Raw genomic sequence first — 23,936 nt, 5'->3', positions numbered from 1 at the left:
GGAAACCATACACCCTGACCTGCCCGACATACACCTCCCTTTCATCTCTCGTTGGATAAAGACTAAATCGCATGATCAAAAATATTATCAACCGGCCTGTTCTGGCATTGGTTATTTCCATTCTTCTCATACTTGCTGGAGCAGGTAGTATTTCGCTGCTGCCGGTAGAACGTTTCCCTGAAATCGCTCCGCCCAGTGTCAGTGTTCAGGTATACTATCCCGGTGCCAATGCCGAAACCGTAGCCAAGTCAGTATTGCTCCCGCTGGAAGAAGCCATTAACGGAGCCGAAAACATGAATTACATCAACTCCACAGCCACTAACTCTGGCCGTGGCCGATCCACAGTGTACTTCGAACCGGGAACGGATCCCAATGTAGCTGCCGTAGAAATCCAGAACAGGATATCGCAGGTCATGGAATCTATCCCTGCAGAAGTAAGGGAAGCGGGGATCGTCGTGCTCAAACGGCTCAAAGGCTCGTTGATGACCATTCAGATTTACAGTGATGGCGTATATGACGAAACATTCCTCAACGCCTATACACGGATGAACATCCGACGGGAACTGAAAAGGGTAGGTGGTATCGCAGAGGCGTCGATCCTGCGATCTAGGGATTATGCCATGCGCATCTGGCTCAACCCTGAAAAACTGGCCCTTTACGGCTTGACGCCGAAGGAAGTTTACAACCAGGTGCGGGACCAGAGTTTTGAAGCAGCCCCAGGAAAGTTTGGAGAAAACTCCGATGAGGTTTTCGAAATTGTAATGAAGCACAGCGGCCGCTTTAGCGAACCTGATGAATACGAAAACCTGGTGATCAAAACAGAGGACGATGGTACACAGTTGAGATTAAAGGACGTGGCCCGACTGGAATTTGGCGCCTCTAACTACGCCAGTGACAATAAACTCGACGGAATGTCTGCCGTAACGATAGATGTCGTACAGCAGCAAGGTGCCAACGCCGTGGAAATTGACAAAGCGGTAAGAAAAGTGCTCGAAGATCAGGCCAAAGCCTTCCCTGAGGGAATGGACTATCGGATCTCTTACAGTGTGCGCGACCAGATCGACGAATCCATGCACCATGTCCAGAAGACCCTCATCGAAGCTTTTATACTGGTATTTTTGGTGGTTTTTATTTTCCTCCAAAACACCCGCGCCACCATTATTACGGCCATATCCATCCCTGTGTCGTTGATTGGTACATTCTTTTTCCTCTATATGATCGGTGCCACCATGAACGTGCTCAGCATGTTTTCCATTGTATTGGCCATTGGGATAGTGGTGGATGATGCCATCGTGGTGATTGAAGCCATTTTTGAAAAAATGGAAGATGAAGGGATGAAAGTAAAACAGGCAGTGGTAGCGGCAATGTCAGAAATCACCGGTGCTATTATCTCCATCACCATCGTGATAGCAGCGGTTTTTTTACCTGTCGGCTTCTTGGAAGGTCCCGTGGGAGTATTCTATCAAGAGTTTGCCTATACCATCATCTTTGCCGTGTTGATATCAGCTGTCAATGCACTTACATTAGTCCCTGTCTTAAGCGTTCTTATCCTAAAAGAAAAAGATCCTAAAAAAACAAAAAGAAGAATTCCACTCATAGAAAGGATCCGAAGTTCACGTGCCGCATACACCGCCAAAAACCTTCGGGACAAAGGACTACAGAAATTCGACAGTGCTTTTGATAAATTTACCGACAAATACCTCAAAGTCGTAAAATGGGCCATCCTGCATAAATGGTGGACAATGGGCGGGCTCGTCATGGTTTCCGGACTCACCTTTTTCCTTGCCACCACCACACCAAAAGGATTTATTCCCACCGAGGATGATAATTTCCTGATTTTTGCCTTGACCATGCCTGAGGGATCATCACTTCACCGTACCAATCTGGTCTTGAGACAAGCCGATTCACTCTTGAGAGAAGAAAAAGCCGTATCAAGTGTCAACACCGTTTCTGGGTACAATATCGTGGATGACTCAGAAAGTTCCTCTACAGGACTGGGCTATATCAAGCTCAAGAAAATCAGTGAACGAGGAAGTCCAAAAGAAATCGGCGAACTGGTCAAACACCTTACCAACAAACTGGGCGTCCTGAGTGAGGCAAAAATCAACATCTACCCCCGCCCCACTGTACAGGGTTTTGGTAATTTCGACGGTGTGCAGATCGTTCTTCAGGATTATTCGGATGGAGATTATGGGGAGTTTGGTCTGCTGATCAATGAATTTATAGCCGAGCTGACCAAACAAGAGGAAATTGAAAAAGCCTTCACCTCTTACAACCCTAATTTCCCCCAGTATAAAATCAATATCGATTACGAAAAAGCCAAATCCATGGGCATCAGTGTCAAGGACATGATGTTCACCATCCAGTCCAATTTTGGCCGGACCAGGGTCGGGGATTTCAACAGGTTTACTCGGCAGTACATGGTATATATGCAATCGGACATTCAATACAGGGAAACACCTGATGCCATTAATTCGATCATGGTAAAAAATGACCAAGGAGAAATGGTACCCCTGAACACCTTTGTAAAACTGGAAGAAACCTATGGGCCAGAAACGGTCTTCCGCTACAACCTTTACAGTGCTGCAAGAATCAACATTACTCCTGCAAAGGGGTACAGTACTGGGGACGCTATGAATGTTATTGAAGAATTGACCGAAAGCAAGCTCCCCGCCAACCTAGGATTTGAATGGACAGGAATGAGCTTGGAAGAGAAGAAATCCGGGTCCAATACCACGATGATATTCATCATCAGCATCGTATTGATCTACTTCATTCTTGCTGCGCAGTACGAAAGTTTCTGGCTGCCCATGGCGGTAATCCTATCTCTTCCTGCGGGTATCTTAGGAGTATTTGTATTCATAAACCTTGCTGGTATAGATAATAACATCTATGTACAGGTAGGCCTGGTAATGCTCGTTGGTCTACTGGCAAAAAATGCGATCCTTATCGTGGAGTTTGTCTCCCAAAAACGGAAAGAAGGCCTTAATGTGGCTGATGCCGTCATAGAGGCTTGCGCCCTCAGGATCCGCCCTATTCTGATGACTTCTTTTGCCTTTACGGCAGGATTGGTTCCGTTGATGTTCTCGGTGGGTTCTTCCGCCCAAGGCACCAAATCAGTAAGTATTGGCACAGCGGGCGGAATGATATTCGGCATATCACTGGGAGTCATATTCATTCCTGTACTGGCATATATTTTCCAACAAATCCAGGACAATTACAAGATTGAAACGATTGAACAAGAAGACCTATGAATTCAATAAGAAAACTCATTCCCTTTGCACTGGTCGTGGCCGTAATGGCCAGCTGCAAAGTGGGACAAAACTATAAAAGACCAGACATCGATTTTCCTGACACCTATCACGGAGGGGACAGCCTACGTGATAGTTTACTCCAAGGGAAAAAAAACATGGCTTCGGTCAATTGGAAGGATTTTTTTAAGGACTCCACTTTAGTAGTTCTTATTGATTCTGCATTGGACAATAACTTGGATATGCGCAAAGGCAGAATGGAAATGGACATCGGCTATCAAAACCTCCTGCAATCCAAAGCCAACTTCTTACCGTCGTTGGGAGCATCTCCATTTAAGTACAACAGGGAATATTATTCTGAATATTACAATAATTATGGCTCCAATCGGGCGAGAAGGAATCATGGTGACGATATCCCCACTACCTTCTATACGGAGCGGAAAGAATATGTTTCTTCACTACAGGCCAGCTGGGAACTGGATATATGGGGCAAACTGAGATGGCAGAAAGAAGCAGCAAGGGCCGAATACATGAAAAGCCAAGAATTCCAAAAGGCCTTACAAACTGCCTTGGTAGCGGAGGTCGCCTCCACCTACCTGAACATGCTAATGCTAAAATCACAGCTCACTGTCTCCAAACGCAATTATGAATTGGGAAAAAACACCCTGAGAATCGTAGAACTGCAATTCGATGCCGGTGAGACCACTTCTCTAGCCGTCCAACAGACCAAATCGCAGATGCTACGGGCAAAAGCCCTTATTCCCGAACTCGAACGGGAATATGCCATCCAAGAAACCCGTCTCAATGAACTGATGGGAAGATCACCACAAGAACTGGATGTCAACCATCATTTGGAGGACATCACTTTTGACAGCACTTATCAAACTGGTGTACCGATAGCACTTATCCAAAACCGCCCTGACATAGCTGCTTCAGAATATAACCTCATCGTGAGCAATGCCAGAGTAGGCATCACCAAAGCCATGAAATACCCTTCCCTGACCATCAGTGGAGGAATCGGCCTGAACTCTTACCAAATCCAACATTTCCTAGATCCACTCGGGGCAGGCTTTGCGATGCTAAATGGTGCCATCTTTCAACCCATATTCCAAAACAGAAAGCTAAAGACCAATCACCTGATTGCTATCAATGAGAGGGAAATTTCACAATTGGATTTCAAGGAAAAAATCATCAATGCTGTCGGTGAAGTGTCCAATGCCTTGGTCACAATTGAAAAGCTTCAAGAAAGACACGCCATCGCCGCCGAACGACTTGAAGTAACCAATAAAGGTGTAAAAGATGCATTCCTGCTCTTCCAAGGGGGATATGCAAGTTACCTTGAAATCATCAATGCCCAAGAGGATGCGCTTGAAAACCAAATGGAATTGGTAAGGCTTAAAACGCAACTTGCCATTGCCAACGTCGAACTTTATCGTAGTCTTGGCGGAGGTTGGAAGTAACCTAGCGTTCGTATAATCGATTGATAATCGATTTTATTCTCGAACTCAAGTAAAACCCAGAAGTAATGCCGTTTAGTTAAACCCGGAATATGCATTAGCCTATCTGTTGCGACCTTAAACTGCTTCAAAATCAGCCGTTTCACTTTAGTTTTCGGCATAACCGTAGCGGTGCTACGCTAATGCCTCCAAACTAACTGATTTTCTTGCAATTTCAGCTCTCACTACGATTCCTAATGCATAATCCGGGTTAAAAATTAGGGCGCCCCTATGATACGGATGATTAACTATCCCAAAGGAACTCCCTGTTGAACCCGAAAAGAAGAATAGTGCATACCAAAAAAGAACCCTTGCCGGAATGACAAGGGTTCTTTTATTATGGTTATTAGTGATGGTTTATCGTAATGTTTATTTGCTCAATTCATTAAAGAGCAACTTCTCTTCCAATCGGTGTTTCTCCTGATTGACCAGTACTTTTCTTAACACTTGCTTGAACCTGATTTCTTCATTGACAATTTTGAAAATCTTTTCCAAATATCGCTTCGCTACTTCCTCGTTCTTTTTATAAAATTTCAAGGTAAAGCTCCTGTTCTCATGGATATTCTCCAGGTAAATTTCCTTAGGCTGTCCTGCCAAAACGATCCCACGGAAAAAGGCATATTGTGCTGCCAAATTCCCTTTCAGGGTAAAATAGATTGCTTGGAATTTTTTATTGGCATCAGCATAGTTCTGGAATCCAAAAGATCCTTGACCTTGTAGCTGGACAAATTCATTATTTTCCAACCAATCATAAGCTGTCAGCGAAGTGGCTTCTACTGCCTCGTTTCTACTTACGGACTGGAAGCTGAAAATTTTGTTTTGCTGTACTGAATTGGTATAGTTAGAAGCTATTGCTGTCATGGTTTCTTAATTTGTGATGGTTACTAGTTAATTTTTTCTGCGGATTTGCTGCGATCAGCAACAACATCTTTTTGGCTCTTTTAGCAGGTTCTGCATTCGAATTGATCGTCTCATGGCTTTTACATTTATAGGTCCTCAAATGATTTCGGCAGGATTTAGCACCTTTTCTCTTATAAGAGGGATAGGTTGCTATAGGTTCTTAGAGCCTGTTCTCTCCCCTATTCTTTATAAATCAGCTACTGAGCTTACTCCGCTTTTCGCTAATAACTACTTCAAAGGTACAACATTTTTCTACAAAAACTAATTTCCCTATAGAATTTGTAGGGAATTATTTTTTTCACTCTAATATATCCCTTAGCCATTACAATCTTAACGGAATTGCGAACGTCCTCAACCCTATTATTTATTTGTAATTTAGTGTATTTTTATGTTGAAAAACAGCATTTCCAGCTATCTTATCGTTACAATAAACACCAACATTTTAACATACAGGTATTCTTATACCCGGTTTATGCATTAGGAATCGTGATGAGGTTTGAAACTGCAAGAAAATCAGGCTGTTTGGAGATTGAGGCATAGCACCGCTATGGTGAAATCGAAAACAGCAGCGAAGCGACTGATTTTGAAGTAGGTTCATACCGCAATAGATAGGCTAATGCATATTCCGGGTTAAAAACCAAGTGTACGAATGAGAGAACCAACCCAACCTTCTATGCGACAAACGAAACCATCAGGATATCATCCATGTTCACCACCCAGCTACCAGAGCAAACGCATTTAACATTATTTCGTGTAAGGCAGCTATCATCCGTGCCGCTGGCACTCCTTCTGGAGGTGGAGGAGACCTTAACATCCAGCAGATGAATCCGCAGGTTACTAAATCCATCGTGCCGCTGGCACTTCACCCCTGTTGGTACATTAGGATAGCAGCAGCCTGTCGCGGCAAATGCTGAAAGAGCAAGGACATCAGTTGATTTAGAGGACCAATAAAGTATCGCAACTGTCTGCCCAAGTGGGGAATGATTTAGATAAGTTTAACCCGGAATATCAATGTCGTTTAGTTAAGAAGGTTTTCCAATACGGATCGTCCATTGAGAGAATTATGGTTTTAATCCATGGACTTTTAAAACATATACAAAATGGATCCGCCTTGCAGCTATTGGGCGTTAAGAAATTAAAAAGCGGGTGGGCAAGAAGGCAGGCTTGTTTGACGAAATGCTGGCCAAAAAGAATGTTGGCAGCTAAAAAGGAGGAGTTTGCCTGCATGAGGGAGGGTTTTTATTTTAGGCCATTAGATGCACAGCGGCGGGGTTTTTTGGTTACTTTTTTGACCTGCAGCAAAAAAGTAACAAAGGTAAAGAGATGAATACTATCTTAGAATTTAGCAAGAAAAATAATTAAACCAATATTTCCAGATACACACTAACTAAGCGACATTGCCCGGAATATGCATTAGCCTATCTATTACGGCCTGATCCGCCGCGGCGGACAAAATCAGTCGCTTCGATGTGAGTCCATTATTCGACCGTTGAAGCATTCGGTTTTGGGACAGTTGATGGGGGTAAGAAAATGAGTTCGCTCGTACAGTGGACAAGCGAGATCCACTCATTTTTAGCCCATAGGAACGGCAGCTATATATTCAAGCTGGGATACTTTTTTAAAATGCTTCCGCCCTGATCGATCTACCCACTCATTCCCCTATAACCTGCCAACCTTTAGAACCTCCCTCTCCCATAAATGCACAATTTTGACTACTTTTGTGGCAATAAATTCTTTGAAAGGATTTGCCCAATATAACAAACTAGAGATTTACCCATTATGAGAAATATAAAGCTTGTAGAAGTACGGTCAGAACTTGCCGCAGGTACTAGGGGTGCCAGCTTGGGAATTGATGCGCTAAAAGTGGCCAGCTTGGGAAAAAAGTCGGATTTCTTCACCCGATTTGACCCCATCAATGTGCCGGATGCAAACAATTACCTCTGGAAAAACAACCCCTACCCAAACGCCAAATACGTCGATGGGGTCTATGAGGTCCTAGGGAATGTCCATGACACGATCAAAGCACTACGCTTGGAAAAGAAATTTCCCATTGTACTGGCTGGAGATCATTCGACGGCTGCGGGCACCATCATGGGAATTAAGGCTGCCGACCCTGAAAAGCGGCTTGGTGTGATTTGGATTGACGCCCATGCTGACATCCACAGCCCCTATACCAGCCCATCTGGCAATATGCACGGTATGCCGCTAGGGATGTGTTTACAAGAGGACAACCTCGAGTGCCAGGAAAAAAAGCCTACAGCGGAAGAGATCGAATATTGGGAAAAGATCAAAAAAATCGGAGGAGATTCCCCTAAGATCAATGCGGAAGACATCGTTTATATCGCTGTGCGAGATACCGAAGAACCCGAAAACCACCTGATCAAAAAACATGGAATCAGAAACTTTACCACCAAAGAAGTCCGTGAAAATGGCGTGGTGAAGATTTCGGAAGAGGCATTGGCCATCCTCAGCAACTGTGACCAAATTTACATTTCGTTTGATGTAGATAGCATGGACAGCGCCATCTCTGCGGGTACAGGGACTCCGGTCCCAGATGGACTCACCGTAGATGAAGCCATAAAACTCAATACGGAATTGATAAAAGACAAGCGAGTTTGCTGTTGGGAAATTGTGGAGGTAAACCCTACCTTGGACTCGGAGAACATCATGGCCAAAAACGCCTTTGAAGTACTCGAATCCACTACCAAATCCCTTGTCAGCAACTTTTAAGTTTAAAAAAAATACGCAATTGATCCGAAGAGGATCAGACGAAGTTATTATAATATAAAAAAGAATGACGATTCAAGAACAGATACTGGAAACCATCAGTAAAGCATTTGCACAAGCTTTTGACCATCAGGTGGCCCCTGAGTCACTCGCCTTACAGCCTACCCGAAAGGAATTTGAAGGAAATTACACCTTTGTGCTATTCCCATTCCTGAAGTTTACCAAAATGAAACCTGAAGATAGCGGCGAAAAAATAGGGCAGTACTTGGTCGAAAATTGTGAAGCCGTAAGTGCTTTTAATGTGGTAAAAGGATTCTTGAACATTTCTGTCAACGAACAGTCTTGGATGGCTGTTTTCCAAGCACTCTACCAAAACGAGCAACTTGGCCAGTTGCCACCAAAAAACCAAAAGGTCATGGTGGAGTTTAGCTCTCCCAACACCAACAAACCGCTTCATTTGGGGCACTTGAGAAATAATTTCCTTGGATTTTCCGTTGCCGAAATCCTCCAAGCCAATGGCTACGAGGTCATCAAAGCCAACTTGGTCAATGACCGCGGCATCCACATCTGTAAGTCCATGGTGGCCTACCTCCACTTTGGCAATGGCGAAACGCCTGAATCCGGCGGACTGAAAGGAGACCATCTTGCCGGAAAATACTATGTGTTATTTGACAAGGCCTATAAAGAAGAAATCCAAGCCCTTACTGAAAAGGGACTTGCTGAAGATGAGGCAAAAAAACAGGCTCCGCTGATGCTGGAAGCCCAAGAAATGCTACGCAAATGGGAAGCTGGTGACGAAGACACGGTCACCCTCTGGAAAACCATGAATAGCTGGGTCTATGAAGGGTTTGATGCTACTTATAAGAAACTGGGCGTAAGTTTCGACAAGTTCTATTACGAATCAGACACCTACCTGCTAGGCAAAAACATCGTAAATGAAGGACTCGAAAAAGGAGTATTCTTCAAAAAAGAAAACAACTCCGTATGGGCAAACCTTACAGAAGAAGGACTGGACGAAAAGCTTGTGCTGCGAGGTGATGGCACCTCTGTCTACATCACGCAGGACATGGGCACAGCAGACCTCAAGTATGATGATTTCAAGATCAACAAGTCCGTATATGTGGTGGGCAATGAGCAGGATTACCATTTTGATGTTCTCTTTAAGATCATGAGGAAGCTGGGCAGGCCTTACGGTGAAGGGCTATATCACCTTTCTTACGGGATGGTGGACTTGCCTACCGGCAAGATGAAATCCCGCGAAGGAACCGTCGTGGATGCTGATGACCTGATCCAGGAAATGGTGGACACTGCAGAAAGCCATACCAAAGAACTTGGGAAAATCGAAGGGTTTTCGGAAGAACAAGCCAAAGCCCTCTATGAAATGCTGGGCTTGGGGGCGCTGAAATACTTCCTACTAAAAGTGGATCCAAAAAAACGCATGCTCTTCAACCCTCAGGAATCCATTGAATTCCAAGGAAATACAGGGCCTTTTATCCAGTATTCCCATGCACGAATCGCTTCAATCCTGCGCAAAGCCAACCAAATTGGTGTAGATTATTCTGCAGCAGGCTTTGAAGGACTGCAGCAAGTAGAAAATGCAGAAAAAGAACTGATCATCCTGCTGAATGATTATGAGAAGAAAATTGCCCAAGCAGGCGAAGAACTCTCACCGTCTATTATCGCCCAATATATGTTTGATTTGGCCAAGGAATATAACCGCTTTTATGCAGAACTTTCTATCTTTAGTGAAGCGGATGAGAAAGTACGCAGCTTCCGAGTGGCACTCAGCGCACAGGTGGCCAAAACTTTACAGTCCGGAATGAAGTTATTAGGAATAAATGTACCTGAAAAAATGTAATTATGAAAAAACTGATATTCATCCTCTCGATAGTCGCTTTAGCCTCGTGTAATTCAGGCTCCAGTACTGGAACCAATACATCAGCAGAAGCAAAACCCCTTGACCAAGAAGATATGCAGACAAAAAAATCATTCTATGATTTTACCGTAAAGGACATTGATGGAAAAGAAGTGGACCTGAGCCAATATAAAGGGCAAAAGGTCCTTGTGGTCAATGTGGCTTCCAAGTGCGGCTACACACCACAGTACGAAGACCTCCAAAAACTGAATAAGGAATATGGTGACAAAATCGCCATCCTTGGCTTTCCTGCCAACAATTTTGGTGGACAGGAGCCTGGCTCCAATGAAGAAATCAAGAAATTCTGCACAGGGAATTACGGTATTACCTTCCCGATGTTCGAAAAAGTATCTGTAAAAGGCGTGGACAAGCACCCGCTCTACAGGTGGCTCTCTGACAAGTCCCAAAACGGATGGAACGACCAAGAGCCCACCTGGAATTTCTGCAAGTATTACATCGATGAAAATGGTGAACTCAAGCACTTTTTCCAATCGGCTGTCAATCCAATGGACGAAGAAATCATCAAATTGATCGAGTCATAATTATCCCATTTCGTTTATCGACGAGATAGGACCTGCTAGCGTTTCTCTTGACAGTAAAACGGATTATCTCGTGAAACCTGGCAGGTCATAGTTACTATTAAACCTCCCCCACTTACGTACAAAATCGTGGATATCACGCTTACCAGTAAAAAACAGGCTTGGCTACACGCCATTCGATTGAGAACCCTTCCTTTGGCACTTGCCAGTATTCTAATGGCCAGCTTTATCGCCTGGTTTCATGGCACCTTCCGCTGGGAGGTTACAGTTTTGGCGGCTCTCACCACCACACTGCTACAAATCCTGTCCAACCTCGCCAATGACTATGGCGACAGTGTTCATGGCGCAGACAGTGACGATAGAGAAGGCCCCATCAGAGCCGTACAATCTGGGGTCATCCAACCTACAGAAATGAAAAATGCCATGATTTTACTGGGCGTCTTGTCATTCCTCTGTGGTGTTGTGCTGCTATACGTTGCGCTGGAGAGCTGGGTGCTGTTCTTTACTTTTATTGGTATTGGGCTCCTGTCCATTTTTGCGGCCGTCAATTATACTTCAGGCGCTAATCCCTACGGCTACATGGGATTGGGGGACATTTCTGTATTTCTTTTTTTTGGTCTTGTAGGAGTCTTGGGAACGTATTTCCTACATAGCTTAGACTTCTCTTCCACCTTGATACTCCCAGCACTTTCGTTGGGTTTTTTCAGCACTGCAGTATTGAATATTAACAATATCAGGGACATCGAATCCGATCATAAAGCAGGCAAAAAGTCCATCCCTGTCAGAATTGGCAGAAAAGCAGCTGTGCGCTATAATTGGGCTTTGATTATCTTGGGCAATGTTTCGCTACTGGCTTTCAGCTGGCTTGAAAATGCCCCTGGTGCATTGGCAGCCCTGTTGGTCTTACCGCTTATGGTCGGGATAGGAAAAAACGTGGGACAAAAAACCAAATCGTCGGAGCTGGACCCCTACCTTAAAAAAATGGCTATTTCGACCTTACTATGGGTATTGGCTTTTGGCGTGGGCTTAGTGAGCTTTTCTTGATCAAAATCTCGCCCAATCGATTCCGTATGCTAAACTCCCCTCCCCCTTTCAATTCCCTTTTTGACATCCAGTTCGGCATGAAATTCGTTAAATAGAATACAATGACAGAAACTGGCTATAATTACGCCTTTTTCGTAATTTGATTGTGTAACATTTTAATCAAAAACAACAACTATGAAAACCATCTTAGTACCTTATGATTTTTCCGAAGAAGCAGAGAATGCCTTTGATTTTGCCAAAGAGCTGGCTGCACTTACCCAAGGACACCTCAAATTACTTCATGTGATTGAAATCCCTACGGGGCAAAACTTCAACACGACAGGTGAAGTGGGCTTGGGGAATGAGGATTTTCAGCAAATATTTATGGTAGAGCTGGTAGAAAAAAGAAAGGAACAGGTGGCTGCAATTGAAGAAAAGCTGAAAGACGTACCTTATAAATTCAGTACCAAAATCACTTTTGGAAACCCCTATGCTGGCATATCCAATGAAATAGGCGAAATCAAAGCCGACCTCATCGTCATGGGCTCCAAAGGCACCAGCGGTCTGGAAGAATTGCTCATAGGCTCCAATACCGAAAAGGTAGTACGACACGCAAGCTGCCCTGTCATCACCATTAAAGGCCCTGTCAAACCGTCATCGATCCAGAATATTCTTTTTGCCAGTGATTTTGGAGACGAAAACAACAAGACTTTCGGGCAACTGAAAAAGCTGCAAGAAACCTTGAACGCCTCACTTCACCTAGTGAAAATCAACACTCCAAACAGTTTCGAAAACTCAAAAGACAGCAAAGCCAAAATCAAGGATTTCATAGCCAAAAACCATTTGGATAATGTTACCTTTGAGATCTATAACAGTGATTCGGAGGAAGATGGCATCATCCAATATTCCGAAGAAAACAATATTGACATGATCGCCATGGCCACACATGGCAGGACAGGGTTTATGCACCTTCTCAGTGGCAGCATTGCGGAAGATGTCGTCAACCACGCCAAGCGGCCTGTATGGACGATGAAAATGAAGTAACGATTATGGGAAGAAAAAACAACAACGACTGGAAAAAGCGAGATGGTGTGGTCTACTCTACCAGTGACGAGTTTGAATTTGATCATCTTGGTGGAGAAGCAATGGAAACCCTTCCACCACAGCAGCAAAACCTTAAAGTCATGCTGGACAAAAAAGCCCGAGGAGGCAAACAAGTCACCCTCATCGATGGTTTCATTGGGTCGGAAGAGGACCTAAAAGACCTCGGCAAAACCTTAAAAAGCAAATGTGGTGTGGGCGGAAGCGCTAAGGATGGCGAAATACTCATCCAAGGTGACCACCGCGACAAAGTCCTCGACATCCTGCACCAACTTAACTATAAGGCCAAAAAATCAGGGGGATAGAAAAAAGGAGTGGTTTAAAAAACCACTCCTTTTCCATTTTAAAAAATTGAACCACAAACTAAATTTGACGCAAATGAAGAATTGCGCATCTTTTTTTAATTAACCAACATTCTTTTTTTTAACCTTTAGCAGTATTTACGAAGCAGGTATTCCAACTGGATTACTGGACAGGAACAAAAAGTTAATATGCATAGTCTAACCCAAGGCAAACGCATTTAATATTAATTTCGTGTAGGGCCGCTATCATCCGTGCCGCTGGCACTCCTTCTGGAGGTGGAGGAGGCCTTAACATCCAGCGGATGAATCCGCAGGTTACTAAATCCATCGTGCCGCTGGCACTTTCTCCAAGTTTGTACAATAGAATAGCAGCAGCCTATCGCAGAAAATGCTGTAAGAGCAAGGACACCAGTTGGTTTAGAGAACGAATAAAAGCATCGCACCTGTCTGCCCAAGTGGGGAATGATTTAGATAAGTTTAACCCGGAATATCAATGTCGTTTAGTTAAGAGATTTTTCCAATACGGATCGTCCATTGAGAGAATTATGGTTTTAATCCATGGACTTTTAAAACATATACAAAATGGATCCGCCTTGCAGCTATTGGGCGTTAAGAAATTAAAAAGCGGGTGGGCAAGAAGGCAGCCTTGTTTGACGAAATGCTGGCCAAAAAGAATGTTGGCAGCTAAAAAGGAGGAGTTTGCCTGCATGAGGGAAGGTTTTAATTTTAGACCAATAGCTGCACAGCGGCGGGGTTTTTTGGTTACTTTTTTGACCTGTAGCAAAAAAGTAACAAAGGTAAAGAGATGAATACTATCTTGGAATTTAGCAAGAAAAATAATTAAACCAATATTTCCAGATACACACTAACTAAGCGACATTGCCCGGAATATGCATTAGCCTATCTATTACGGCCTGATCCGCCGCGACGGACAAAATCAGTCGCTTCGATGTGAGTCCATTATTCGACCGTTGAAGCATTCGGTTTTGGGACAGTTGATGGGGGTAAGAAAATGAGTTCGCTCGTACAGTGGACAAGCGAGATCCACTCATTTTTAGCCCATAGGAACGGCAGATATATATTCAAGCTGGGATACTTTTTTAAATGCGTTCGCCCTGTAGTCTAACCTACCGAAGCAGGCTTTTGACAAAGCTTAATTAGTCAAATGTGATGTACCTACCTACAGCACATTACAGAGGACTGTTGATCGAGGTCGTTACCAAGCTTTCATGCCTACGGCATGATTCTTAGCTGTTCGAGATTTGTAATCCCGAACCGGAATAATGGGGATTTGAAATCCCCCTAGGCCATTTGTGAAGAGCAAAAACATCAATAGGGATATAGATTTTCAGCAACTTATATGTGTTTTCCTAACGGCTCTGGGTCCCAAGGCAGAATCAAAAAAAACAGTTAACCGACTGATTTTGAAGCAGATTAAGACCACAACCCCTGTGCACCGTGGCGTAGGTAGGCTAATGCATATTCCGGGTTTAATGGCTTGGCCCAAGAAAACCGTCACCGCTACCATTATTTAAAAAGATTCCAAATAATTGTTTTTCCCCATCCAGAAAATCCAAAGCACCATTTTGCAGCGTACATAATTCAAACAACGATAATGGAAGGAAGCAATGTGCTTTCGGTTCAAATCAGAAAGAGACATTATGATTCAGTTCAGACTTTTAAGCTTATCCCATAAGACCACTGACATTGCCGTTAGAGAGCGTTTTGCGCTAAACCAAAATGAAGTGAGTCAATTTCTAGACAAAGCCAAGCAGGTAACGTCTGTAGAAGAAGTATTGGCTATTTCTACTTGTAACAGGACTGAAATAGTCTATTTTGGCGATAAAAGTGGCGCTCATGACCTTCTTGACTGTTTGTGCCAAGTCAAACTGCAGAACATCGACACCGCTTTAGGTGCCTTTTCCCAAGAACATGACGAAGTAACGGTTTTGCGTTATTTATTTGAAGTATCGGCAGGTTTGGAGTCTCAAATTCTGGGAGATGCCCAAATCCGCTCGCAAATCAAACAAGCCTATCAACTAGCGGATGAAGCGCAAACTGCCGGGACCTACATTCATAGACTGATGCAGGTAATCTTCAGCGCCAATAAAAAAATATCCAGTCAAACTGAATTTCGAGCAGGCATCAGCTCCGCATCCTATGCGGCGGTGGATATGATCGAGGAATTCCGAGGTATGTTTAAATCCACCCAGATAGCGATTGTCGGTTTTGGAGAAATGGGGCAAAACGTATGCAAGCACCTTTGCTCAAAAGGCCATACCGAACTTACCGTCTTCAACCGGACTGAAGAAAAAGTGACCCAATTCAATGAAAAATTCAAAACAGCATTGAGCTATTTTCCTTTGGATCAACTGAGGAGTGAAATGCACCAGTTTGACATTATCATTTCCTCCCCTTCAGTGACCGCTCCCATTTTGGATAAAAATGATTTTGATACGACTGATGTGCTATTTAAAGTCTTAGTGGACATTTCCATGCCAAGGAGTATATCTCCTGATGTGGCCAATGTACCAGGTGTCATGCTCTACGATATGGATGATATTGGTAAGGTTACCCAGACAGCACTGGAGCAAAAAAAGGCCAGCATACAAGACGTAAAGCATATTTTGGACGCTTACTTGGAAGAGTTTGTCCAGTGGCAGAACGACAACAAAAACCTGGAAGCCATCCGCTCCATGAAAGCGGCCCTGCAAACCATCAAATCCGAAGAGATGGATCGCTATCAACGCCTGATGAGTGAAGCCTCTTCCGGCAACTATGAGCAGGTGATGGATGCCATGATCCAAAAAATCATCAAAAAGACGGTAGTGACCTTAAAGTCCATCAAAAACGAAAATGAACGGAAAGTTTATAATTCCTTGATCAATCAGACTTTTCTTTAAGAAATCATTAATTTCTCCGAAAAAACGTTATCATTTTTTGGATAATAGCGATAGCTGCTTAATTTTGTAGCATTATCATGAACAGCAGCAAATCAAATATCATCGCTATGCCACTTTTTACAGTTTGTCCGACTGCGACTGTTCATCATTTCCATCATTCCTCCTAAGGAGGAAGACTATTTACATATCGCCCCAGAGGCTGTACGCAAGCCATCTTGCAGCCCGATTGATTCACGGAATTTCTTAAAAGAACTATTCATATTCGTATCTTTATTTCATGGAAAATATTATTCGCATAGCCGTCCAAAAAAGCGGTCGCTTAAGTGAAGATTCATTAAGCCTCATCAAGGAATGTGGCATCAAATTCTATAATGGTACCGGAAAGCTAAAATCCACTTCTACCAACTTCCCCATCGAGTTTCTCTATCTTCGAGATGATGACATCCCTGGCTATGTGGCCGATGGTGTGGCGGATCTAGGGATCGTGGGAGAAAACGAACTGGTAGAAAAAGACAAAAGCGTCGATGTGCTCAAAAAACTGGGTTTCTCCAAGTGCCGTCTATCCTTGGCCATTCCTAAAAGCCAGGAATACCCGGGACTCTCCTATTTTGAAGGAAAGAACATCGCCACCAGCTACACCAAAATCCTCGGTGATTACCTAAAGGCCAAGAAAATCAATGCTGAAATCCACGAAATCAGCGGCTCAGTAGAGATCGCCCCTAGCATCGGCTTAGCGGAAGGTATATGTGATATCGTGAGCTCGGGATCTACCTTGATGATGAATGGGCTAAAAGAAGTCGAAGAAATCTTCAAGTCCGAAGCGGTGCTTATCAGCCACAAAGGCTTGAACAGTGAAAAAATGGGCATTGTAGAAAAGCTACTTTTCCGTATCAATGCTGTCCAAACTGGCAAAAGCAACAAGTATGTATTGCTCAATGCCCCTAATAAATCCTTGGACAAAATCATTTCGCTCATCCCAGGCATGCGCAGCCCGACCATATTACCACTGGCACAGGAAGGGTGGTCTTCTGTACATTCGGTGCTAAGAGAAGATCAGTTCTGGGAAAATATCGAAGAACTGAGAGCTGCCGGAGCCGAAGGCATCTTGGTGGTACCCATAGAAAAAATGGTGATTTAATTGCTCCCCAAAGACACGTTTCAGATGAGAACCATAACCAATCCCTCCCAAAACGAATGGCAAAAAGAACTGGCCCGGCCGGTTCAAAAGATGAAGGACATCCAAAAGATCGTCAAGCCGATCATGCGCAAAGTCAGCCGCCAAGGTGATAAAGCACTCAAAAAATTCGCTTTGGAGTATGATCATGTAGAAATCGACAATCTACTGGTCACACGCGAAGAGATCAATGAAGCCTATGAACTGGTGGATGAACCCCTGAAGGACGCCATTCAACAAGCCAAAGTAAATATTGAGAAATTCCATCAGGCACAGCAGACAGAGGACCTGAGCATGGAAGTCATGGAAGGTGTCACCTGCATGCGCAGGAGTGTTCCTATCCAAAAAGTAGGCCTTTACGTCCCGGGAGGAACGGCTCCTTTGTTTTCGACGGTATTGATGCTAGGAGTCCCCGCCAATATTGCAGGATGTGAAGAAATTGTCCTTTGCACCCCTCCAAACAAGGAAGGTAAAGTCCACCCAGCCATTCTCTACACGGCCAACTTGATTGGTATTGATAAAATCGTCAAAGCCGGCGGGGCACAAGCCATCGCCGCATTAACTTATGGCACCGAAAGCATCCCGCAGGTGGCCAAGATATTTGGCCCGGGAAACCAATATGTAACGGCGGCCAAGCAACTGGCGACTAAAAAAGGCATTGCCATCGACATGCCAGCAGGACCTTCCGAGGTATTGGTCTATGCAGATGAAACGGCTGTTCCTGCCTTCATCGCTGCCGATCTCCTCTCCCAAGCCGAACACGGCATCGATAGCCAGGTAGTCTTGGTGGCCAGCTCCGCTAAAGTGGCCAAGAAAGCAATCAAGGAAGTGGACAAACAGCTCAAAGACCTTCCCCGAAAAGCCATTGCGAAAAAGGCGCTGGAAAATAGCGTCGCCGTGGTCATGGGCAATCAGGAAAAAGCCATTGCGCTGATCAACGATTATGCTCCCGAGCACCTCATCATCAATGTGGAGAATGAAGACGAAGTAGTGGCAAAAATCGTCAATGCCGGCTCGGTATTCATTGGCAACTTCACTCCTGAATCAGCTGGGGATTATGCTTCCGGCACGAATCACACACTGCCCACTTACGGTTTTGCCAGAAATTACAGTGGTGTTTCGCTGGACAGCTTTGTCAAAAAAATCACCTATCAAAAAATCACGGAGAAAGGCCTTCAAAAGCTTGGGCCGACCATTGAAGTATTGGCTGGCAATGAACTTCTTGATGCTCACAAAAACGCCGTTTCCATTCGTTTAAAATACCTTAAAGACAATCAATAAGCATGGCCTTTGATCTGAACAAACTGCTTCGACCGCACATTGCGCAGCTGAAACCATATTCTTCCGCAAGGGATGAATATACCGGTAAAGAAGGAGTATTCTTGGATGCCAATGAAAACCCTTTTGGGTCCATTACTTCGGGAAGTTATAATCGCTACCCCGACCCGTACCAACATGCACTAAAGGAAAAAATCAGCACGATCAAACAAGTTCCTGCTGAGCAGATTTTCATCGGTAATGGCAGTGACGAAGCCATTGACCTGCTTATGCGGGCATTTTGCCGCCCAGGCAAGGACAATATCATCATCTTGCCCCCTACTTACGGCATGTACGAGGTAAGTGCGGACATCAATGACATCACCATCAACCGGGTCAATCTTTCGGAGGATTTCCAACTTCGTCCCAATGCGATCTTGGAAGCAGTGAATGAAAACACCAAGATCATCTTCATCTGCTCTCCCAACAACCCCAGCGGCAACAAAGCTAAGCGCCAAGACATCTTTAAAATCATCGAGGGATTTGATGGCCTGGTCGTCGTGGATGAGGCATACATTGACTTCAGTGATGAGCCCAGCTTTACAAATGAACTAAGCAATTACCCCAACCTATTGGTCATGCAGACCTTTTCCAAAGCATGGGGACTCGCAGCCCTCCGGCTGGGAATGGCCTTTGCGTCGGTAGAAATCATCAAGATCCTTAACAAGATCAAACCACCGTACAATATCAGTGGCCTGACCCAAGAAACTGTCCTGGAAGCACTTGATGACACCTCCAAAATGCAACGAATGGTGAATGACATTCTGGAGGAACGTGACTACCTGCTTGGAGCGTTGACAAAAATGGAGGGTGTGCAAAGAATCCATCCCACCCATGCCAATTTTCTGCTAGTGGAAGTTTCGGCTGCCAAGGAAGCGTATGACTACCTGATAGGAAACAGGGTCATTGTTCGTGATCGTTCCAAGGTCATCCTGTGTGATCAATGCCTGAGAATCTCCGTGGGCACTAGGGAAGAGAATGATCGGCTCATCCAGGCATTATCTCATTTCCTTACCGTAAATGCTAACTAAAAAGCGAGCTTGGCACATATGAATTGTAGCCTTTGTGCAGTTCTAAGACAAGCTTCTTTCAATTATTATACAACATTACAACCATGAAAAAAGTACTCTTTATAGATCGTGACGGAACCATCATCAAAGAGCCACCGGTAGACTACCAAGTGGACAGCTTGGAAAAACTGGAATTCTACCCCAAGGCCATTTCCAACCTGCGAAAGATCGCCGAGGAAACTGATTTTGAACTGGTGATGGTGACCAACCAAGATGGTTTGGGGACCGATTCATTTCCGGAGGACACCTTCTGGCCTGCCCAGTACAAAATGCTCAAAACCTTAGAGCAGGAAGGGGTAGTCTTTGATGCCATCCACATAGACAAGACCTTTGAGCATGAAAATGCTTCCACGCGAAAACCACGGACAGGACTCCTTACCCAATACATGGAAGGAGATTATGACCTTGCTCGCTCCTTCGTCATCGGAGACCGCAAAACCGATGTTCAGCTGGCCAAAAACCTTGGCGCCCAAGCTATCTTCATCGGTGAGGAAGCTGCCGAAGGAGCTGCCATAAGCACCACTTCTTGGGATGAGATCTATGAATTTTTACGACTTCCAGCCCGAAAGGGGTCAGTAGAAAGAAGCACTTCAGAAACCCAAATCAAGATCACTGTCAACTTGGACGGATCAGGGAAATGTGCTATTGACACTGGGTTGCCCTTCTTTGATCATATGCTGGAGCAGCTGGGCAAGCATGGCGGTACAGACTTGGAGATTAAGGTCAATGGCGACCTGCACATCGACGAGCATCACACCATCGAAGATACGGCATTGGCACTGGGCGAAGCCTATCTCAAGGCATTAGGTGATAAAAAGGGCATCTACCGCTATGGTTTCTTGCTGCCAATGGATGATGTGCTTGCCCAAGTCGCAATTGACTTCGGAGGACGTCCTTGGATGATGTGGGAAGCCGAGTTCAACAGGGAAAAAATAGGTGATATGCCTACGGAAATGTTTTACCACTTCTTCAAATCCTTCAGTGACACAGCCAAGTGCAACCTGAACATCAAAGCCGAAGGAAACAATGAGCACCATAAAATAGAAGCCATTTTCAAAGGCTTCGCACGCGCCATCAAGATGGCCGTAAAAAGGGATATCGCAGCACTTAACCAACTCCCCAGCACCAAAGGTGTGCTATAAAAGCGTAAGAGCAACAGGAACAAAAAAGGCTTTCCCCAACTGGAAAGCCTTTTTTACTGTAATCAAGCAACTTAGTAAATCACCTTGGCAGCTATTATTATCCTTGGACAATCGCGCCCTTCAGCCCTTCACTGGTCAGCAATGCTCCAAATTCTGCAATAACAGATTCAGGCACTCCCTTGTTTGTTGCTGCTTTTACTACTGCCTGGATAAATAGGTCATAATCCGCAGAAGTGATCCTGCCTGTCATCCTTGAATTGACATCAGGGTTGTGGGCGTCCGCCATGCTCATTCCATCGTACATATAATTTGTAGAACCAATGGATTGCGCTAGCAGGTCACTGAAGTTTTCTACCAACGTATTGAAGCCAGACATGTCTCCTGCTCCTACTTCAGCCAGTAGTACAGGGAAATAGGGCTTCAATTCCTCAAACTCAGGGTCACTGGCCACCAACAGTACCGTCTCTGTTACGACAGCTTTTAGGGGAAGGTAACCGGCCTCTTCCATATTTCCATCTGCATCTTCTACCATCACAGTACCACCCAGTCGGGTATAAAGGTCTACCATGGTGCCATCTTCCCGCTGCACGATGGCATCTCTAGTACCTTCCAATAGCTCACCTACCGGTCCTAGGATTTCCTGGTCACCAAAGCCAGCATCTGTCGCTACTTCTACCACGGCTTCCACAAACAAGTCAAAATCCTCATTATCGATCAAGCCATTCATGCGATCATTGGCCTCTGGATTATGGGCATCAACCATGCTCATCCCAGAATAAGTAAAGTTTTTGGCACCAGTGGATTCTGCCAGCAGGTCGGTAAAATCCTTCACCAATGCATTGAACCCGGACATGTCATCAGCGCCTACTTCGGCTAATAATACATTAAAATAAGGTCGAAGCTCAGCATATTTATCTTCTGAGGCGATCTTCAACACTGTTCCGGTTACGATCGTTCTTAGGTTTAAGTAGCCTTGCTCGATCTGTTGCCCTTGGTTGGAAGGATCGGCCACCTTCATTTCGCCGCCCAGTTTGGTAGCGTAAAATGAATCATCTGGCTCTTTGATCTGGTCCATGTCGTCTTTATCGTTGCAAGACCAGAAAACCACTGCCGTCATGAGCAGTAGCAATACTGAAAATTGATTGAGTCTTTTCATGTTTTCTAAAGGTTTATGTGAAATAATTAGTTTGTAAATACTTGCTCGAAATAGCTTCCCAGCTTATAGGTCAATGAATTCTTGTTGATCGCAGGACAACTGGCGGCCAGTTGGTCTTCGCTCGGCTGGAAAAGTGAGGCTTGTATCTCATAGCCAGTATTTACCTGCTTGACCAGATCGTGGGGATTATGCTGCTTTCGATCGTAGAGTAAGATGATAAAATCCGATTTGGTGTTGATGCGCGCTTCCCGCATACCTTCGATAGCTAAAAGATCCGTCTTTATTTTCTCGGATTTTAAAGAATCCAAGTCCTCATTAAAGTCTATCTGGCTCATGGCCCAGTTTGGCCCGTCAGGGCGACTGCTGGTCACCATATAAATGTGAACGGCCAATGTGGCGACTAGCAGCAATACCACTACGCCAGCACCGATAATAATTTTCTTGATCATGGCTCTTTATTGTTGTTTGGAAAAATATACGCAGGGCACACCGGAATTGGATTGAGCAAACTTCCAGAAATCCCAAAAAACTTTGATAAAGAATGGCTTGGGGTATTGATACAATAAAACTATTTAATTAGTTTTATAACTAAACTATTTGACATGAGACTTTTACTTGCTTCCATTTGTATTTTGACTTTCTGTTCATGCGGTGGTGACTTCAACCAAGCAAGAAGGCATTTTGAAAACCAACAGTTCAATGATGCCATTTCGGAGCTGAACTGGGTATTGTTCATGAAGATGTCCGACGTAGAAGCGCTACAGCTGCGTGCCATGAGCCATGAGGCACTAGAGGAATATGACGAAGCACTGACAGATTATAAGCGAATCCTCCAACTAAAGCCCCGAGACGGAAAGGCCCATGCCGGCATCGGGAAGATCTATTGGGAGCAGGAAGAGTACAAGCGGGCTGAAATGAACCTACTACTGGCAGCCAAGGAAGACCCTGAAAATGTGGATTTATTGATCCTTCTTAGCCGTGCCATGATGAAAAACGAAAATTATCGTTCGGCGGATGAATTCCTGAAATCTGCCAGGGAAATCGACGAAAAAAATGCATCCATCTATTTTTACAGAGGCATTGTCCAAGCCAACCTGGGTGACCCCATGTCTACCGCTTCCCAGTTTAACATGTACATCATGTATGCCAAAGACAATCTAAAGGCATATTATAACCGTGGTTTTGCCTACATGCGCATGGGCATGACCGATTGGGCCAAAGAGGATTTTGATTACGTCCTGGGAAAAAAACCTGATCATTATGAAGCGTTGGCACGACGAGCTGTTTGTTCCATGGGCACCAACCCCGGCCAAGCTTGCCTTGACCTGCAGCAAGCAGCCAAAAATGGCAGTAAGTATGCCCAAGAAAAATTGGAATTGTGCCAGTAATAAAGCTTCTCACGAATCCGCTACGGCAGACAGATTTCTTCTTAGGTTAAAATCTGGAATATGCATTAGTCTATCTACGCCACGGCCACAAGTATTATGGCCTGATCCGCCGCAAGGACAAAATCAGTCGCTTCGCTGCTGTTTTCTATTCTATCTGGCCGCTAGAGCATAGCCGCCAGTTTAAGCGGATACCTGTACACCAACGGCCAAAAATACACAAATTTAGCTGTTCGGGATTTGTAATCCCGAACCGAAATAATGGGGATTTTAAATCCCCCTAGACCATTTGTAAAGAGCACAGATATCAACAAGGAGATAGATTTTCAGCAGCTTACAGGCGTTAGCCTAACGGCTATGAACTGCTAGGCAGGTTTACTACCCGCCGCAGCGGATGCCTCAATCCCCAAACCATCTAAAATTTTCATCCCTAATTGTCAGGTTCAGATGGAACGCTCACATCAGTGGCTCTTTACAAATAGAAGCGCATCATGGTGATTTTTTATTAATTACTATACGAAAACCCGCTTTAAGT

The 23,936-nt window shown here is 44.5% G+C and carries 18 protein-coding genes and 1 riboswitch; of the genes, 15 read left to right on the top strand and 3 right to left on the bottom strand.

Annotation, left to right across the window (positions count from 1 at the left end; genetic code table 11):
- The first annotated feature begins 71 nt into the window (after positions 1–71).
- Both DN752_RS18350 and DN752_RS18345 read left to right on the top strand, forming a co-directional pair.
- Positions 72–3,254, top strand: a complete 3,183-nt coding sequence (locus tag DN752_RS18350; protein ID WP_112785314.1) for an efflux RND transporter permease subunit — start codon at positions 72–74, stop codon at positions 3,252–3,254.
- Positions 3,251–4,711: a TolC family protein gene (locus DN752_RS18345; RefSeq protein WP_112785313.1), complete on the top strand. Its 1,461-nt coding sequence runs from the start codon at positions 3,251–3,253 to the stop codon at positions 4,709–4,711. The genes DN752_RS18350 and DN752_RS18345 overlap by 4 nt, the downstream gene beginning before the upstream one ends.
- A gap of 405 nt (positions 4,712–5,116) precedes the next feature.
- Here DN752_RS18345 and DN752_RS18340 read toward each other — a convergent pair whose 3' ends face one another.
- Positions 5,117–5,608 carry a hypothetical protein gene (locus tag DN752_RS18340; RefSeq protein WP_112785312.1) on the bottom strand — a complete coding sequence of 164 codons (492 nt, stop codon included), beginning with the start codon at positions 5,606–5,608 and terminating at the stop codon, positions 5,117–5,119.
- Positions 5,609–5,730: 122 nt separating this feature from the next.
- A riboswitch (SAM riboswitch) is annotated at positions 5,731–5,842 on the bottom strand.
- Positions 5,843–7,426: 1,584 nt separating this feature from the next.
- Between DN752_RS18340 and DN752_RS18330 the strand changes: the two genes are divergently transcribed.
- The 12 genes from DN752_RS18330 (at position 7,427) to hisB (ending at position 20,860) form a co-directional block, all read left to right on the top strand.
- A complete protein-coding gene (locus DN752_RS18330) occupies positions 7,427–8,377 on the top strand; it encodes an arginase (RefSeq protein ID WP_211324066.1) in 951 nt (316 codons plus the stop codon).
- Positions 8,378–8,441: 64 nt separating this feature from the next.
- Entirely contained in the window at positions 8,442–10,232 is a 1,791-nt protein-coding gene (gene argS / locus DN752_RS18325; protein WP_112785309.1) for an arginine--tRNA ligase, read from the top strand.
- Between the two features lie 2 nt (positions 10,233–10,234).
- Positions 10,235–10,831: a glutathione peroxidase gene (locus DN752_RS18320; RefSeq protein WP_112785308.1), complete on the top strand. Its 597-nt coding sequence runs from the start codon at positions 10,235–10,237 to the stop codon at positions 10,829–10,831.
- 126 nt (positions 10,832–10,957) lie between these two features.
- The gene (locus tag DN752_RS18315; protein WP_112785307.1) at positions 10,958–11,872 is read left to right on the top strand and encodes a 1,4-dihydroxy-2-naphthoate polyprenyltransferase; all 915 of its coding nucleotides are present in this window, start codon (positions 10,958–10,960) and stop codon (positions 11,870–11,872) included.
- A gap of 174 nt (positions 11,873–12,046) precedes the next feature.
- Positions 12,047–12,895 (top strand): universal stress protein, encoded by an 849-nt coding sequence (locus DN752_RS18310; protein ID WP_112785306.1) that lies wholly within the window; start codon positions 12,047–12,049, stop codon positions 12,893–12,895.
- 5 nt (positions 12,896–12,900) lie between these two features.
- On the top strand, positions 12,901–13,257 hold the full coding sequence (locus DN752_RS18305) for a translation initiation factor (protein WP_112786606.1): 357 nt from the start codon (positions 12,901–12,903) through the stop codon (positions 13,255–13,257).
- A gap of 299 nt (positions 13,258–13,556) precedes the next feature.
- Positions 13,557–14,063, top strand: coding sequence for a hypothetical protein (locus DN752_RS18300; protein WP_112785305.1), 507 nt, complete (start codon positions 13,557–13,559; stop codon positions 14,061–14,063).
- Between the two features lie 852 nt (positions 14,064–14,915).
- Entirely contained in the window at positions 14,916–16,157 is a 1,242-nt protein-coding gene (gene hemA, locus DN752_RS18290; protein WP_112785303.1) for a glutamyl-tRNA reductase, read from the top strand.
- A 277-nt stretch (positions 16,158–16,434) separates the two neighbouring features.
- Positions 16,435–17,295: an ATP phosphoribosyltransferase gene (hisG, locus tag DN752_RS18285; RefSeq protein ID WP_112785302.1), complete on the top strand. Its 861-nt coding sequence runs from the start codon at positions 16,435–16,437 to the stop codon at positions 17,293–17,295.
- Between the two features lie 24 nt (positions 17,296–17,319).
- On the top strand, positions 17,320–18,612 hold the full coding sequence (hisD, locus tag DN752_RS18280) for a histidinol dehydrogenase (RefSeq protein WP_112785301.1): 1,293 nt from the start codon (positions 17,320–17,322) through the stop codon (positions 18,610–18,612).
- Between the two features lie 2 nt (positions 18,613–18,614).
- Positions 18,615–19,679: a histidinol-phosphate transaminase gene (hisC, locus tag DN752_RS18275; protein WP_112785300.1), complete on the top strand. Its 1,065-nt coding sequence runs from the start codon at positions 18,615–18,617 to the stop codon at positions 19,677–19,679.
- Between the two features lie 83 nt (positions 19,680–19,762).
- The gene (hisB, locus tag DN752_RS18270) at positions 19,763–20,860 is read left to right on the top strand and encodes a bifunctional histidinol-phosphatase/imidazoleglycerol-phosphate dehydratase HisB (RefSeq protein ID WP_112785299.1); all 1,098 of its coding nucleotides are present in this window, start codon (positions 19,763–19,765) and stop codon (positions 20,858–20,860) included.
- A gap of 97 nt (positions 20,861–20,957) precedes the next feature.
- On the opposite strand, the gene DN752_RS18265 is transcribed toward hisB, so the two are convergent.
- Together DN752_RS18265 and DN752_RS18260 are read right to left on the bottom strand one after the other, a co-directional pair.
- A complete protein-coding gene (locus DN752_RS18265) occupies positions 20,958–22,016 on the bottom strand; it encodes a globin family protein (protein WP_112785298.1) in 1,059 nt (352 codons plus the stop codon).
- 26 nt (positions 22,017–22,042) lie between these two features.
- Positions 22,043–22,465 carry a heavy-metal-associated domain-containing protein gene (locus tag DN752_RS18260; protein ID WP_112785297.1) on the bottom strand — a complete coding sequence of 141 codons (423 nt, stop codon included), beginning with the start codon at positions 22,463–22,465 and terminating at the stop codon, positions 22,043–22,045.
- Positions 22,466–22,618: 153 nt separating this feature from the next.
- On the opposite strand from DN752_RS18260, the gene DN752_RS18255 reads away from it, so the two are divergent.
- Positions 22,619–23,404 (top strand): tetratricopeptide repeat protein, encoded by a 786-nt coding sequence (locus DN752_RS18255; RefSeq protein WP_112785296.1) that lies wholly within the window; start codon positions 22,619–22,621, stop codon positions 23,402–23,404.
- Positions 23,405–23,936: the final 532 nt, after the last annotated feature.

This window comes from Echinicola strongylocentroti (genome assembly GCF_003260975.1).
GTDB lineage: Bacteria > Bacteroidota > Bacteroidia > Cytophagales > Cyclobacteriaceae > Echinicola > Echinicola strongylocentroti.
The sequence above is the reverse complement of the archived record's forward strand: the minus strand, read 5'-3'. Positions and strand labels throughout refer to the sequence as shown.